Here is a 15,332-nt window from a genome sequence, read left to right on the forward strand (position 1 = left end):
AAAACTCGCCAAATAAAATATTTTTGGCGAGTCGTAAGACAACATGTAGTTTCAAAAAATCATATTAGTTTTTGTCGACTTAGATTTTTGAAATACAGGGCTAACCGAAATAGGTTAGCCTTTTTTGATTTTACATAAATACTCAAAAAAAACATTCTAATATAATCATTATAAAACATTAAGTTAACATTAACTTAACATTGATACAGGTTCTTTGCAGCGACAAAAACTAGTATTGATTATGAAATTAAAAAACACACTAACAGCGTTAGTCTTTTTTACGCTTTGTTTTGTGAATGCTCAGGAAACTACTGAGACTAAATTTGGAAAAGGAATCCTAAATGTAGTTGCTAAAGATAGCTCTTGGAGTATGAAATTTGCAACCAGATTTCAATTACTTTCTACCACTGGTTGGGATATTAATGATGGTGACTACAGTAAACCCGAGACTAATTTTTTAGTAAGAAGAGCACGTTTAAAGTTTAGTGGTTTTGCTTATAGTCCAAAACTTCAATATAAAATAGAGTTGGGATTATCCAATAGAGATATTTCTGGAGCTTCAGAATTCACTAGTAATGCTCCTCGTTATATTCTTGATGCTGTTATAAAATGGAATTTCTACAAAAACTTTACCCTTTGGGCAGGGCAAACAAAACTACCCGGTAATGTAGAACGTGTTATTTCTTCAGCAAACTTACAATTAGTAGATCGTTCCAGATTAAATAGTCGATTTAACATAGATCGTGATTTGGGAGTACAATTAAGACATCACTTTAAATTATCTGATAAATTTATAGTTAGAGAAGCTTTTGCAGTTTCTCAGGGAGAAGGAAGAAATATTACCAGTGGGAATTTAGGTGGTCATCAATATACAGGAAGACTTGAATTATTACCTTTTGGTAAATTTAAAGGTAAAGGAGATTATAAAGGAGGGGATCTTAAGAGAGAACAAACTCCTAAATTAATGCTGGCGGCAACTTATGATTTTAATGCAGATGCTGTAAAAAACAGAAGTAATCAGGGTTCTTATATGCAAACCAATACTGGTTTTTATGAAACTAACATCTCTACAATATTTGTAGATGCTGTGTTTAAGTATAAAGGTTTCTCTTTTATGGGAGAGTTTGCTGATAGAGATGCTGATGAAGCTATTGCGGTAGAAGAAGATGGGACACCAACAGGAGATATCGTTCAGGTTGGTAATGCATTAAATTTTCAAGCCGGATATTTATTTAAAAGCAATTGGGAAGTAGCAGGACGTTATACCAATCTTAATTACGATGCAATTGTTGGTAAAAATCTTGAAGAACAATATACCCTTGGTGTATCAAAATATATAGCTGGTCATAACTTAAAAGTTCAATCTGATATAAGTTATACCACTGAAGACGGGGATAGTAGTGGATTAATGTATAGATTACAATTTGATATACATTTCTAAATCACAAGCTAATACATAACAGTTTGGTAACATTAAGCTGAGAATTGATTATAATATTTGCACCTTAAACAAAAAGTATGGATAATATTTATTTATTAATGGTAGTCGCGCTAGCGATATTAGCGATTGCCGATCTTATTGTGGGAGTTAGTAATGATGCGGTTAACTTCCTGAATTCTGCTATTGGTTCTAAAGCAGTGTCTTTTAGAACAATTATGATTGTTGCCAGTATTGGTATTGCAGCTGGAGCTGTTTTCTCTAGTGGATTAATGGAAGTAGCTCGTAAGGGTATATTTAACCCTGGCGAATTCTATTTTGATGAGATCATGATCATCTTTATGGCAGTTATGATTACAGACATACTCCTACTCGATTTTTTTAATACGCTGGGGATGCCTACTTCGACAACGGTATCTATTGTATTTAACCTTTTAGGAGCAGCAGTATCTATTGCTCTAATTAAAATTGGAGCAGATCAAGGATTAACTTTCTCTGATATAGGAAATTATATTAATACTAAGACAGCAACAAAAATTATTAGTGGTATTCTGCTCTCGGTCGTGATAGCATTCTCTGTGGGTGCTATTGTACAATTTATAACCCGTTTATTACTATCCTATAATTTTGAAAAGAAAGCCAAATGGGTTGGTGCTTTATTTGGAGGGATTGCATTAACTGCATTACTGTATTTCATTTTCATGAAAGGAATTAAAGGTACTAATTATGCTAAAGCCATAATTGATGTTGTTTATAATGGTGGTCCAGAGGGACTATTGGACTGGGCTAATAATTATTTTGGTAGTGCATACGAAAGTGTAAAAGAATTGGCTAAAGCTCAAAAAAATCTATTTAAAATTGATGGAGATGCAGGGACAATTAAAATGACATTGAGAGGTTTTTTAGAAACCTATGTATTTCAGATCGTAGCTGCTGGTTTTGTACTGTGGTCAATATTGTCATATATTCTTATTAATTTCTTTAAAATAAATATTTATAAGCTTATTATCATTGTAGGTACATTTGGATTAGCGTTGGCTTTTTCTGGTAATGATCTGGTAAACTTTATTGGTGTCCCAATTGCAGGCTGGCAATCTTATGAGGCCTGGGTAGTTTCTGGTGTTCCTGCAGCAGAATTTTCTATGGATGTTTTAGCTAAAAAAAGTGAAACGCCAGTGTTATTATTATTCTTGGCAGGAGGAATTATGGTTCTTACATTATGGTTTTCGAAAAAAGCACGTTATGTTGCCGATACCGAAATTAATCTTTCTAGAGAAGGGGAAGCTAAAGAACGTTTTAAACCAAATTTTTTATCAAGAGGTGTTGTTAGAAGTACTGTTTTGATATCTCAAGGACTTGCTGCTATTACACCAAGACCTGCTATGGAATTTATAGAAAAAAGATTCACTAAACCTGTAATAGATTTACCAAAGAACAAAACTTACCAAATGCCTGCATTTGATATGGTAAGAGCAGCAGTAAATCTTATGGTAGCTGGAGTTTTGATTTCTATTGCAACTTCTATGGGATTACCACTTTCTACAACCTATGTTACTTTTATGGTAGCAATGGGTACCTCATTAGCAGATAGAGCATGGGGAACAGAAAGTGCTGTATATCGTGTAGCCGGAGTACTTAACGTGATTGGCGGATGGTTCTTTACAGCTATAAGTGCATTTATTGCAGCAGCAGCAGTAGCATTTTTGATTAATCTTGGCGGCCCTATAATGATTGCAGTACTATTACTTGTAGCAGTATTGCTTTTAGCAAGAAATACTATTAATTATAGAAAAAGAGTCAAAGCAGAGAAAGCTGAAGACAGTCTTAAAAATTCTGAAAGTAGCTCTGTTCAAGGAGTGATCGAAGAAAGTGCAGATAATATCAAATCCTTTGTAAATAGAGGAAATAAGATTTACACAAGTACAATCGAAAGCCTTGTAAAATATGATTTGGTAGCCTTAAAGAAAAGTAAAAAAGGAATTGCCAAACTAGATGAAGAAGTTGAAGAGCTAAGAGATAATATTTTCTACTTTATCAAGAATCTCGACGAGTCTAGTGTAGGTGCCAGTAACTTCTATATTAATATTTTAGGATATCTGCAAGATATGTCTCAATCTTTGGAATATATTACCAAGGCAAGTCATAAACATGTAAATAACAATCATAAAAAACTTCGATTCAATCAGATCAAAGACTTAAAAGAGATCGAAGAGCAATTAAATGAGTTGTTTAAACAAATCAAAAAAGCATTTAACGATAGAGATTTTGATCATATAGATAATATTATTAATGAAAAACAAGAGCTCTTCAATAAAGTAAATCAAAAAATTGATAAACAAGTTGCTAGAACAAGAACTGAAGAAAGTAGCCCAAAAAATACAACTCTGTATTTTGGATTACTATTAGAAACCAAAGATCTTATTACTGCAACAATGAACTTGTTAGAGACTTATAGAGAACACAAATAGTAAATCTCATCTTTAAGTACATTATAAAAAAAGGCTAAACATTTATTGATTTAGCCTTTTTCATTTTCACAAAAACAATTCAAAAAAATAACTACGTTAAGTAAATGTTACCTACTCATCCCTTGAATGTTAGCTTATCGTTACCAAGTCTATATAAATATGTATACTTGGTATTAAGTAGTATATTTATCCAATGTTATGTAATGCTAAACAATAATGAATAAAAAAGATATTACGATACTATTAGTTGATGATGAACCTGATATTTTAGAAATTGTTGGGTACAATCTTACTGCAGAAGGATATACAGTATTAACCGCAGAAAATGGAGTTGAAGCTGTAAAAGCAGCAAAAAAGAAAAAGCCACATTTAATCATTCTTGATGTAATGATGCCAGAGATGGATGGTATAGAAGCTTGTGAACATATACGAAAGCTACCAGATTTACAAAATACAATCATTACTTTTCTTACAGCACGTGGTGAAGATTATTCTCAAGTTGCTGGTTTTGATGCAGGTGCAGATGATTACATCACAAAACCTATTCGTCCTAAAGTTTTGGTAAGTAAAGTAAAAGCCCTGTTAAGAAGACTTAAAGAAGAGGAATCCTCAGATAATGTTGTTAAGATAGGAAACCTGGTTATCAACAGAGACGAATATAAAATTGTCAAAGATAAAAAGGAGATTGTATTACCTAGAAAAGAGTTCGAATTATTATCTTTATTGGCCTCTAAGCCCGGTAAGGTTTTTAAGCGAGAAGATATCCTTGATAAGGTTTGGGGCAATGAAGTTATTGTAGGAGGCCGTACTATTGATGTTCATATTAGAAAACTAAGAGAAAAAATCGGCGATAACAGTTTCAAAACTATTAAAGGAGTAGGATATAAGTTTGTAGTTTAATGGCAGAAAATTTTAAAAAGTCGTACAGGTTCGCATACCTATCGTCTTTATATATAACCATATTAATAACGCTCGCATTGAGCGTTTTTTTATATACTCAATCCCTGTTTAACCCATTTTTTATAATAGGTTTTACAGCAATCTGTTATATGATTTGCTTTATAATCATACAGTACAGAGTAGAGAAATTTATTTATCGTAGAGTACGTAAAATCTATGATGATATAGAGATGTTAGAAGTAGACTCTATTGGAGAAGGCCCTGTTACAACAGATATGAGAACTCTTATCAAAGAAGTTGAGAAGTTTGCTCAACAAAGAAAAACAGAGATCGAAACTCTAAAAATCAGAGAAGCTTATCGTAAAGAATTTATGGGTAACGTTTCTCATGAATTAAAAACACCTTTGTTTACTGTTCAGGGATATGTTCTTACCCTTCTTGATGGCGCAATGAATGATCCCGAGATTCTTGACAAATACTTAAATCGAGCCAATAAAGGAGTCGAACGTTTAATCTACATTGTAAATGATCTGGACATGATTACCAAGTTAGAAACTGGTGATCTCAATCTCAACTATACCAACTTTGATATTGTAGAATTAGTACAAAGCGTATTTGATTTATATGAGATGAAAGCGTCAAAAAAGAATATCGCCCTTACTTTTGATATGAACTATGAAGAACCTATACTTGTGCATGCGGATAAAGAACGTATACAACAAGTACTTTCTAATTTGATTGTAAATTCAATAAAATACGGAAAAGAAGACGGTACTACAGAAATAAGCATCGAAGACTTGATTCGTAATAAAACCATTATTAGAATTACTGATAATGGTGAAGGGATTGCACAAGCTCATATTCCTCGATTATTCGAGCGTTTTTATCGTGTAGATAAAAGTGGATCGCGTAAAGAAGGTGGATCTGGTCTTGGACTAGCTATTGTAAAACATATTATCGAAGCGCATCATGAACGTATTTATGTAGAAAGTGATTATCGAGTTGGAAGTGAATTTTCATTTACTTTGGAAAAAGTGAAAAAGTTCCCTGTAGTCAATATCAGTACTAAAACTACTTAGCCCTCTATACGCATTTAAATCCCTTAGTTTTGTTAATGTAAATTCGTTCTGATTACAACTAGGAACCAATTTATTAATAGTTAAACGTTCAGCCAAATATTCTTGTTCAAACTGCCCGGGAGTTGGAATAAAAAAAGCCTTTTTCTTCAGTTTTGCAAGATCCATTACTGTTGTATATCCAGACCTCGAAATAATCAAATTACTACTATTAATAGTATCTTCCAAATCTTTTCCTGTTAGATAATTATGAATAGTGATATTATTTTTCACAAACGTCTGCTGGGTTTCCTCAATACGTCCACGTACAAATACAATCCTCTTATCGCTTTGTTCAAATTCGTAAAACAGTTTTTGCTCTAACAATGTGCGTTGTGGTTCTGGTCCAGAAAGCAATACCATAATATCATACTTTTTAGGTACAATATGATATTCAAATCTACTTAATGGTCCAAGATAAGTCACAGGAATATTGTTTTTCCTGGGATGGCCTAATTCACCACTTAGATTAGGGTCGTCTGCCATATCAGGAACCCAACACACATCAAATTTTTTAATATACTTGTTATGTAACTTAGTACTTATAGAAGTAGTTTTTCCGCTCAATACAGTAAGTTGATGTGTAATAAATACCGAAGGAATACTCTTATGTCGTACTCCCATTCTATTATCAGAGATAATCCCACAAAATTTTTCCTCTTCAATGATTTTTTTTATTGCTTTTTTTTCAGCATTAATTGCATGAGCAATTTTAGGGCTGTTTAACAACATCTTTAATTTGAAGTTACTTCCTTTTTTAGAATACTCTATATTATAAGAAGGGAGTTCTTTGGTAAGTAACATAGGAAACTCCTTTTTTAATAACGATAAAGCAACTCCATCAGAAGCAATAACAGGCTCCAGACCTTCTGCTAATAATGCATTGATAATAGGAATACATCGGGTTGCATGACCTAGCCCCCAATTAAGAGGAGCAACAAGTACTTTTTTCTTCAAACGTTCTAGTATTTAAGTTGTTATAGTAACTATCAATTTGATTCTTAATAATAAAAGTAATCCTATTTTCTTATGCATATATTTCCTTAATTTTACCAAAAAATTATCTTTAGTGAAACTTCATATTCAAAAACAAGAATGTATTGATTATTTAATTGAAGCTGAAGGGTAGGAAAAACAAGTATATCTCATAGCAAAATGAGATACACTTCTGGTATTCGACGTAAAAAAATACGTCAATCATAATAAAAAGGATAGTATCGACAAGTGTTAGTGTAACACAAATCGAATTTAAAAGACAAGTAAGTAAAGAAATTAAGAGGATCAGTGGGAAGTAAGAATAAATTAAAACGATTTAACGAAAACAAAACCTTTCATAATGTAGTAGAACCTACTCGAGAGGATGTGCTTAATAATACTTTGGGGTATAAAGGAAAATGGAATGATGAATTCTTCAAAAACCAAAACCCCATTGTTCTCGAATTAGGTTGTGGTAAAGGAGAATATACTGTAGGGTTAGCAGAACAATACCCCGATAAGAATTTTATTGGTATCGATATCAAAGGAGCTCGTTTTTGGCGAGGAGCAAAAACCGCAATCGAAGATGAGATCCGTAATGTGGGATTTATAAGAACTCAAATAGAATTAATCGATCATATTTTTGAAGAAGAAGAAATTGATGAAATATGGATTACCTTCCCAGATCCGCAAATCAAATATAAACGTACAAAACATCGATTAACCAATCATGATTTTTTACAGCGTTATAAAAAAATCCTAAAACCAGATGGTATTGTACATCTTAAAACAGATAGCGAATTTATGCATGGATACACATTAGGGTTATTGCATGGTGAAGGACATGAAATACTCTATTCTAACCATAATGTTTATCATAATGAAGGGTCTCCAGAGGTTGTAACTTCGATTCAAACTTTTTATGAAAAACAATATTTAGAACAAAATAAACCTATAACTTACATCCAGTTTAGGATCACGTAATTACCTTAGTAATTTTGGAAACTACCAAACTATTTTTAGTCACATTTTTTGCATCACTGGTTGGAGTGATTCCACCTGGATTGGTAAATATGACCGTAGCCAGAACCTGCCTTGAGAGAGGTAAAAATAACGGAATCTTAGTTGCAGTTGGTGCATCAATAGTTGTGATATTTCAGGCACTGATAGCAATTCTTCTAGCCAAGTATATTTTCTTCAATCCATATGTTAGAAATATATTACTTCGTACAGGAGCAGTAATCTTTTTTTTCATGGCCATCTATTTTTTTGCAAAAGCAAAGCAAAAAAGCACAAAAATAAAGGTCTATCGAAATAATGACACCAGAAGCTTTTTTAAAGGTGTTATGATGTCTGCAATTAATGTATTACCCATACCCTATTTCTGTGCTATTGCTGCAGGAATGAGTGTTAGTGGAAAAATAGAATATGACACCTTGCGAATTACTGCTTTTATCATAGCAGCAGGAGCAGGAACCTTTGTAACGCTCTATTTTTATGTGTTTTCTTTCCTTAAAATCGAAAAGAAAACTGCATCTATTGCCAAATACTCTAATTACTTTATGGGGATATTAATGTTGGTTCTAGTAGTTATAACCTTAGCAAGAATTATATATACATGGGAGTAAAGAAAAATGATATAGATACCGGATCAGAGTCTGGCTCAAATTTTTTTGAAAGAGTATATGAAGTCGCCAAACTTATTCCATATGGCAGAGTTACTTCTTATGGAGCTATCGCAAAATGTTTGGGTGCCGCACGTAGTGCTCGAATGGTAGGCTGGGCTATGAATGCTTGTGGAGGTCGTGAAGATGTTCCTGCCCACCGTGTTGTAAATAGAAAAGGAATTCTTAGCGGAAAACATCACTTTCAAGGCACAAATCTAATGCAACAGTTGTTAGAGAATGAAGGTATTGAAGTGATCGATAATCAAATCATCGATTTCGAAAAGTTGTTCTGGGACCCTATGAAAGAGCTATGAGAATTTTTCATCAAAATCGTCACCTTTCCAATAATTTGCGGTCTTTTTATTGATCTTGATTTTTTTTAGAATATTTCGATCTACCAAACTTTCCAGATCAGTTCTTGCAGTCTGATTAGTGATTGAAAAAGTAGTTTGAATTTCTTTTACTGAAAAATAACGATTTTCATTTTTCTTTATCCAAAATAATAGCTGTGCCTGTCTTTCATTAATATTAGGTTCCTTATAAAATATCGATAGTTTAACTTCTTCTTTTTTCTTTTTGGCAACATATTTTTTTAAGTCTTCAAAAGCTTGTGTTAGTACTTTTACTTGGTAGTAAATAAAATAAGTAACATCCATATCATCTATTTCAGTATAAATATATGCTTTTTCATACTGCGTTTTCGTTTTCATAATTACTCTTGAAATAGAGAGATATTCTGCCAGCCAATATCCATCTTTTAGCAAATACCAATAGAAAATCGCACGAGCTGTTCTTCCATTTCCATCCACAAATGGGTGAATATATCCAATCAAAAAATGCAAAATACTTGCTTTAACAATAGGGTGAATAAAATTATCTTTTGGATTAGTATTAAAAAAATCACAGAACGATTGCATAAGTGTATCAAGCACCTCAAAATCAGGAGGTGTATGAATAATCTCTCCTGTAATTTCGTTCATTACATGTGTTTCATTATTCTTTCTAAAAACCCCTACTTTTTCTTCTTCTAATGTGTTTTTGGTAACCAGTCTATGAATCTCATAAAGTTTCTCGATTGAAATATCTTCAGTTTTATGATCACTTATAAATCGAATAGTTTCATAATTATTCAGAATCATCTGCTCCGATTTATTTTTCGGGTTTTTATTTTTCCTAAGCATATCTTTAGCTTTCACTCTTGTAGTGGTAGCCCCTTCTATCATAGATGAAAAGATTGATTCTTCCATCAATGCATTATTAAGATATTGTTGTTTATCTAATTCTGAAAGTAATTGTTCTTTTTGTAATCCTGCTCCAAAATTATGATCTAGATAATGGAGTTTTTGCTGTAGAAATTCATTTATGTTATAATTAAACCACAGGGTTCTGTTTTTCCCTTCAAGATATAAAGCTACCTGATTCAAAAACCTTTTTGTCTTTATGTGTCTCCAAGCTGCATTGGCATTTAGATTTTTAAATTTCAAATACTTTATTTTGTCCCAAAACAAATAATTCGAATTTATTTTTGCGAACGCATCTTTGTCTAGACTATTTTCTATATTTAATGCTCCCATTTGAAAATAAGTATCATTATCTGGTTCAAAACCTGGAGCTTTTTCAATCATATTTCCTAATTTTTCAAAAATTTACAAATATTATCAAATATACGATTTATCCTAATATCTCCTAATTTTTCAAAAATTTACAAATATTAAGATATAATCAATAGCGATACAGCTATAAATCATTTCAATTTATAGGCTTTATAATCTTAACTTTTCAACCTATCTTTGCGTTTAGGATTCATCTGGATTGATAAAATTAGTTAGAAAAAGAAATAATACTCATGAAGTTAGAGAAATCGGATATTTTAAAAGCATTAGAAACTATCACCGTGGCTGGAGAAGGCAAGAATATGGTAGAAAGTGGTGCTGTAAAAAATGTAATTACTTTTGGCGATGAAGTCATTGTAGATTTAGTCTTGACCACTCCGGCATTACATATTCGTAAACGTGCCGAAGTAGATGTAATGAAAGTTATTCATGAGAAAGTATATGAAAAAGCAAAAGTAAAAGTTAATATTAAGGTTGAAGCTCCCACAGCTCAACCTCAAAACAACGAAATCAAAGGAAAATCTATCCCAGGAATTACTAATATTATTGCGGTAGCTTCTGGTAAAGGAGGTGTAGGAAAATCTACTGTAACTTCTAATATTGCAGTAACTTTGGCTAAAATGGGATTCAAAGTTGGGGTATTGGATGCAGACATTTACGGCCCTTCTGTCCCTATAATGTTTGATGTAGAACGAGAACGACCTCTTTCTGTAAAAGAGGATGGGAAATCCAAAATGAAACCCATAGAAAATTATGGTGTTAAGATCCTATCTATTGGGTTTTTCACGCAACCAAATCAGGCAGTAGTTTGGAGAGGGCCAATGGCAGCAAAAGCACTAAATCAAATGATTTTTGATGCAGCATGGGGAGAGCTCGATTTTATGTTAATCGATTTACCACCGGGTACAGGAGATATACACCTTTCTATTATGCAATCTCTACCAATAACTGGAGCCGTGGTGGTTAGTACCCCACAAAATGTAGCATTAGCAGATGCCAGAAAAGGGGTAGCTATGTTTCAGCAAGACAGTATTAATGTACCTGTCTTGGGGATTATAGAAAATATGGCATATTTTACACCAGAGGAGCTTCCTAACAATAAATATTATATCTTTGGTAAAGAAGGAGCTAAATATCTTGCAGAAGATCTTGATGTTCCATTTTTAGGAGAGATTCCATTAGTGCAAAGTATACGTGAAGCTGGAGATGCAGGTAGACCCGCAGCATTACAAACAGCAACACCAACAGAAAAGGCCTTTGAGGAATTGACAAAGAATGCAGTTCAGGAAGTAGTGAACAGAAATGATAATCTACCTCCTACCGAAGCAATTAAAATAACAACAATGGCAGGCTGTTCTGCTGTAAAAAAATAGAAAATGACTTCTGAAGAATTAAAAATTAATGTAGAAAAGGCCTTAGATGAAATAAGACCTTTTTTGGAAAGTGATGGAGGAAACATTTCTTTAATTTCTATTGAAGATGGTAAGATCGTTAAAGTTCAGTTAGAAGGTGCATGTGTAGGGTGTAGTGTAAACCAAATGACCCTTAAATCTGGAGTAGAAATGACTATTAAAAAATATGCTCCTCAGATCGAAGCTGTACTTAATATAGAATAAGCACAATACTTAAATAATACAAAACCCTATGTTTAAGGAGTTTCACTCCTTAAACATAGGGTTTTTTTAGTCCAAAAAATGGATGTAAAACGGGTATTCTTAAAATGATCAAATGATAGATCATCCAACTACCTAAAAATGTACCTAAAATTAATATTGTGAACTTAGGTATAAATCCCCAATCCAGATTCATTACATAATACCCTATTGCAATCATAATCGTTTGATGTAAAATATAAAAGGGGTACACTGCTCGGTTACAATATGCTAATTTTTCACTCTTCTTATTTAAGAATTTTGCTCCATACCCAAATATTACCAAAATCCAGGACCACAAATTAATTACTTTAACTAAAGCTTCAGAGAAATGCACAAATGTGCTATCTTCTAATTGCAACCATATCCATATTTGGGTACTGAATGTAATAATCCCTATGATCAGTGCTTTAGATTTTATTTGATCTATACTATTCCAGAATTCTTTTCCAGATGCAATAAGAATGAATCCAAAGAAAAATAAAATAAAACAATTTATAAAATTGAACCAATCATCGATTAATGCATGAGTGACAGGAAAAAAAGGTTCTAAAAAAGCCTCAGTGAGATATAATGGTATAATAAAAAGATATAATCCATACTTTTTTTGCACTTTTCCTTTGACCCAGACAACTAGTTTTGTCGGATTTTTTTTAATCCAGATAAATACTGGTGAAAGCACTAAAGAGAATATCAATAGATAGGGCAAAAACCAGAGATGATGCCAACTAAAATTACCTTCCGGATATATCCCGGCATATGCTATGGTAGTAAAATATTCTATTAGCGAACCAGAGAATTGATGGTTTGACATGCGTTCAAAATATACCTGTGGAGGGACAATAAACAGCATCCCAAAGAGTAATGGAATTGCCAACCTCTTAATACGTTCCAGATTAAATTGCCATAAATTTCTGGAAGAAAGTGCATAGTAGGTACCCATACCTGATATCACAAATAAAATAGGCAAACGCCATTGATTTAAAAAGAGCATAGGCCAACGAAGCCAATCATAAATTATGTTGTTTTTAATATGAAACCCCCAAGGCACAAAAAACATTCCTACATGATAAAAAATCAATAACCCAAATACAATAACCCGTAACCAGTCGAGATCATATCGACGAATTTGTTTCTCCATAATATGTATACTATTAAAAATTTGTTTCGCCAAAAGTGAAGTATTTTGCTTATAATCAACTAACAAAAAAATAGTATTACGTCTAGAATTATAATTTTAGACATTTTTTGACCGGTGTTTAATCCTAAGAAACAGGTTTTTGAAATTTTATAAATGCTTTTGGAGACATTTCTACATGTTTTTTAAAAGCGTTATAAAATGTAGCTTTTGATTTAAAACCAACAGAATTACCTATAGCTTCAATAGTGAGATGACTATAATTTTCATCTAGCAACCTTTTTTTAGATTCTTCAATTCGATATTGATTTATGAAATCATTAAAATTTAAATTGGTATTTGCATTTATAATTTGAGAAATATAATTAGAATTAGATCCTAAGGTTTTTGCCAAATCTTTTAATGAAGCCGAAGGCAATAAATAGTATGTTTCGTCTTCTATAAAAGCTTTTATTTCTTTTATAGAATTTTGATCATTTTTAATTTTTGAAGTTTCATACTTATCAGCTATCCATGAATTTTCAAAGAATCGTGATTCTGAAAGTAGAACAAAAGTTGTGATTAGAATAAGAGTTGTAAGAAAGATAAAAATATAATGATCACCTGCATCATCTTCAAAATTTAGAAATACTAAAAACACAAGGATAAATGTTGCCAGAAATCCAATGATCATGTTTCTAGAAAAATCATATTTAGTAACCTTTATATTATTTGCATTTTTTGTTTCACTAGTATAAAAATGCCTTAATATAAGCCTTATAGATAGCATAATGTAAATGACAAAGCTGGATAAAACGAGCCATCTAAATTCATCTTTAATCCATAGGTAAGAATAATCGATATTATCTGGAACAGGAATTCTTGGTATTTCTGAAAAATACGCTCCTAAATATGCATTAATTTTAATAGAAACAGGCCCTATATAATATTTTATCTGAGACAAAAAATATACTGCAGACGGTAAAATGTGTATCCAATGTTTCTTAAAAGTAATTGAATTTCTTTCGAGCAGTGCATAAATAAACATATAAATCGATGGCCCTAAAAGTAATACCAGAGGTTCTGTACTGTCGTTTACATGTGGTACATATTTTAAGAGGCCTGTATAACATAAAAAAACATCAACTGCAATAATAGATTGCAGCAATAAAGACCATCCATATATTCTAAAAGCAGTATTTTTTGAGGTTCTAAAAAGAATTACTAAACTCAGTAATATTCCTAAAAATATACCCAAAAACATAAAATATGATACCAGGTTATGACGTATCGGGATCTTATCGATTATATATTGAACATTTTCCATTAATAGAATGGTCTATTCTGTAATAAATTCGGTTAACTTTTGAGGCCCTTCCAAGGGAACTCTAATGATTTTTAACGTTCCGTCCTCAGTAGTAGAAATTTGCCATTTAATCAAGGTGATATTACCATTTTCAATTTCTATTCCTGTAATAGATCTGGGATGCACACAACTTCCATCATTAAACAAAGCTAGTTCTCCAGCTTCTGGAAATCTAGGTCTGTGAGTATGACCAATAATAGTTAACAAGTTCTCATTATTGGCTATCCATTTTTTGATTCTGCGCTCTATTCGTATGGTTTCTTTGTAGTTTTTTGCAGGACTGGTTGGATCTGCTATCCCCACTACCTGAAGAGGTTTCCATAAAATCCGCACAAGAAACCTATTTATTCTCCAACCTATATAATTCATAAAATCTGCTTGATGACCATGAATCAAGAAAACTTCCTGCTCTGTATTCTTATGTTTCAATACAATAGCTTCATGGTATTTTATATCAGGGAACAAAGGAACTTCTTTATCTGTATCTGTTTTTTGATCAAAATAAGAACTAAGATGTTTTTTTACATATTTTGGATCCCGGTATACCATATCATGATTACCCCAAATCAAATTTAATCTATAGTCCGCATGAAATAATTGTAATAACTCGTATATATCTTTATGTGCTCTAAATATGGTTTCAAAACTTAAATTCTCCCACAGTTCGTCCCCATCACCTAATTCACAATAGGTAAACCCTTCGGTATAATAATGTTTCAGGGCATGAAAATAAATATTTCTGTTATTAGCAAACTCATCTGCAAAACTATTATCTCCCCGGTGACAATCACTAAAAAAGATAAACTTAGAAGTATCATCAAACTGAATTACTTTGGCATTTTTATAAGCACGATCCAAACGGGATTGAGAAGACATACATTACGTTTTTGTAAATATAAAATATTCCTGTTTAAATAACTTCAATTTCGAATGATGGATGATACAAGTATTTTAAATAATTAATATAGTTAGTATTCTTTTTATCTGAATAAGATTATATTAAATAGAGTTGATACAAATT

14 protein-coding genes are annotated in these 15,332 nt (G+C 32.1%); 9 read left to right on the forward strand and 5 right to left on the reverse strand.

Annotated elements, in window-relative coordinates; translation table 11 throughout:
• Positions 1 to 241 precede the first annotated feature (241 nt).
• From Z054_RS0100715 to Z054_RS0100730, 4 genes are all read left to right on the forward strand, one after another.
• Positions 242 to 1,441 carry a porin gene (locus Z054_RS0100715; protein ID WP_024768186.1) on the forward strand — a complete coding sequence of 400 codons (1,200 nt, stop codon included), beginning with the start codon at positions 242 to 244 and terminating at the stop codon, positions 1,439 to 1,441.
• Between the two features lie 77 nt (positions 1,442 to 1,518).
• The gene (locus Z054_RS27650; RefSeq protein WP_035090081.1) at positions 1,519 to 3,906 is read left to right on the forward strand and encodes an inorganic phosphate transporter; all 2,388 of its coding nucleotides are present in this window, start codon (positions 1,519 to 1,521) and stop codon (positions 3,904 to 3,906) included.
• Between the two features lie 216 nt (positions 3,907 to 4,122).
• The gene (locus tag Z054_RS0100725) at positions 4,123 to 4,806 is read left to right on the forward strand and encodes a response regulator transcription factor (protein ID WP_024768187.1); all 684 of its coding nucleotides are present in this window, start codon (positions 4,123 to 4,125) and stop codon (positions 4,804 to 4,806) included.
• Entirely contained in the window at positions 4,806 to 5,885 is a 1,080-nt protein-coding gene (locus tag Z054_RS0100730) for a sensor histidine kinase (protein WP_024768188.1), read from the forward strand. Before Z054_RS0100725 ends, Z054_RS0100730 begins: the two co-directional genes overlap by 1 nt.
• On the opposite strand, the gene Z054_RS0100735 is transcribed toward Z054_RS0100730, so the two are convergent.
• Complete coding sequence (locus Z054_RS0100735) at positions 5,823 to 6,878, reverse strand: glycosyltransferase (protein ID WP_024768189.1); 1,056 nt, start codon at positions 6,876 to 6,878, stop codon at positions 5,823 to 5,825. The genes Z054_RS0100730 and Z054_RS0100735 overlap by 63 nt on opposite strands.
• A gap of 327 nt (positions 6,879 to 7,205) precedes the next feature.
• On the opposite strand from Z054_RS0100735, the gene trmB reads away from it, so the two are divergent.
• Genes trmB through Z054_RS0100750 form a run of 3 tightly spaced genes read left to right on the forward strand, consistent with a single transcriptional unit; the run spans position 7,206 to position 8,877 of the window.
• On the forward strand, positions 7,206 to 7,880 hold the full coding sequence (trmB, locus tag Z054_RS0100740) for a tRNA (guanosine(46)-N7)-methyltransferase TrmB (RefSeq protein ID WP_024768190.1): 675 nt from the start codon (positions 7,206 to 7,208) through the stop codon (positions 7,878 to 7,880).
• A gap of 14 nt (positions 7,881 to 7,894) precedes the next feature.
• Positions 7,895 to 8,524 (forward strand): LysE family translocator, encoded by a 630-nt coding sequence (locus tag Z054_RS0100745; RefSeq protein ID WP_024768191.1) that lies wholly within the window; start codon positions 7,895 to 7,897, stop codon positions 8,522 to 8,524.
• Positions 8,515 to 8,877 carry an MGMT family protein gene (locus tag Z054_RS0100750; RefSeq protein WP_024768192.1) on the forward strand — a complete coding sequence of 121 codons (363 nt, stop codon included), beginning with the start codon at positions 8,515 to 8,517 and terminating at the stop codon, positions 8,875 to 8,877. Before Z054_RS0100745 ends, Z054_RS0100750 begins: the two co-directional genes overlap by 10 nt.
• Here Z054_RS0100750 and Z054_RS0100755 read toward each other — a convergent pair.
• A complete protein-coding gene (locus tag Z054_RS0100755; protein WP_024768193.1) occupies positions 8,872 to 10,188 on the reverse strand; it encodes a Fic family protein in 1,317 nt (438 codons plus the stop codon). The genes Z054_RS0100750 and Z054_RS0100755 overlap by 6 nt on opposite strands.
• A 221-nt stretch (positions 10,189 to 10,409) precedes the next feature.
• On the opposite strand from Z054_RS0100755, the gene Z054_RS0100760 reads away from it, so the two are divergent.
• Both Z054_RS0100760 and Z054_RS0100765 read left to right on the forward strand, forming a co-directional pair.
• Complete coding sequence (locus Z054_RS0100760; RefSeq protein WP_024768194.1) at positions 10,410 to 11,549, forward strand: Mrp/NBP35 family ATP-binding protein; 1,140 nt, start codon at positions 10,410 to 10,412, stop codon at positions 11,547 to 11,549.
• A gap of 3 nt (positions 11,550 to 11,552) precedes the next feature.
• The gene (locus Z054_RS0100765; RefSeq protein ID WP_024768195.1) at positions 11,553 to 11,792 is read left to right on the forward strand and encodes a NifU family protein; all 240 of its coding nucleotides are present in this window, start codon (positions 11,553 to 11,555) and stop codon (positions 11,790 to 11,792) included.
• Between the two features lie 49 nt (positions 11,793 to 11,841).
• Here Z054_RS0100765 and Z054_RS0100770 read toward each other — a convergent pair whose 3' ends face one another.
• The 3 genes from Z054_RS0100770 to Z054_RS0100780 form a co-directional block, all read right to left on the reverse strand.
• Positions 11,842 to 12,969: an acyltransferase family protein gene (locus Z054_RS0100770; RefSeq protein ID WP_206538786.1), complete on the reverse strand. Its 1,128-nt coding sequence runs from the start codon at positions 12,967 to 12,969 to the stop codon at positions 11,842 to 11,844.
• Between the two features lie 124 nt (positions 12,970 to 13,093).
• Positions 13,094 to 14,272 carry a helix-turn-helix domain-containing protein gene (locus tag Z054_RS0100775; RefSeq protein WP_024768197.1) on the reverse strand — a complete coding sequence of 393 codons (1,179 nt, stop codon included), beginning with the start codon at positions 14,270 to 14,272 and terminating at the stop codon, positions 13,094 to 13,096.
• A 12-nt stretch (positions 14,273 to 14,284) separates the two neighbouring features.
• A complete protein-coding gene (locus Z054_RS0100780; protein WP_024768198.1) occupies positions 14,285 to 15,187 on the reverse strand; it encodes a metallophosphoesterase family protein in 903 nt (300 codons plus the stop codon).
• Positions 15,188 to 15,332 lie beyond the last annotated feature (145 nt).

This window comes from Aquimarina macrocephali JAMB N27 (assembly GCF_000520995.1).
Classification (GTDB): domain Bacteria; phylum Bacteroidota; class Bacteroidia; order Flavobacteriales; family Flavobacteriaceae; genus Aquimarina; species Aquimarina macrocephali.

Excerpts from the sequence above, each read along its gene's own strand:
- Z054_RS0100715 (WP_024768186.1), top strand. The coding sequence starts at position 242 with ATGAAATTAAAAAACACACTAACAGCGTTAGTCTTTTTTACGCTTTGT.
- Z054_RS27650 (WP_035090081.1), top strand. The coding sequence starts at position 1,519 with ATGGATAATATTTATTTATTAATGGTAGTCGCGCTAGCGATATTAGCG.
- Z054_RS0100725 (WP_024768187.1), top strand. The coding sequence starts at position 4,123 with ATGAATAAAAAAGATATTACGATACTATTAGTTGATGATGAACCTGAT.
- Z054_RS0100730 (WP_024768188.1), top strand. The coding sequence starts at position 4,806 with ATGGCAGAAAATTTTAAAAAGTCGTACAGGTTCGCATACCTATCGTCT.
- Z054_RS0100750 (WP_024768192.1), top strand. The coding sequence starts at position 8,515 with ATGGGAGTAAAGAAAAATGATATAGATACCGGATCAGAGTCTGGCTCA.
- Z054_RS0100755 (WP_024768193.1), bottom strand. The coding sequence starts at position 10,188 with ATGATTGAAAAAGCTCCAGGTTTTGAACCAGATAATGATACTTATTTT.
- Z054_RS0100760 (WP_024768194.1), top strand. The coding sequence starts at position 10,410 with ATGAAGTTAGAGAAATCGGATATTTTAAAAGCATTAGAAACTATCACC.
- Z054_RS0100765 (WP_024768195.1), top strand. The coding sequence starts at position 11,553 with ATGACTTCTGAAGAATTAAAAATTAATGTAGAAAAGGCCTTAGATGAA.
- Z054_RS0100770 (WP_206538786.1), bottom strand. The coding sequence starts at position 12,969 with ATGGAGAAACAAATTCGTCGATATGATCTCGACTGGTTACGGGTTATT.
- Z054_RS0100775 (WP_024768197.1), bottom strand. The coding sequence starts at position 14,272 with ATGGAAAATGTTCAATATATAATCGATAAGATCCCGATACGTCATAAC.
- Z054_RS0100780 (WP_024768198.1), bottom strand. The coding sequence starts at position 15,187 with ATGTCTTCTCAATCCCGTTTGGATCGTGCTTATAAAAATGCCAAAGTA.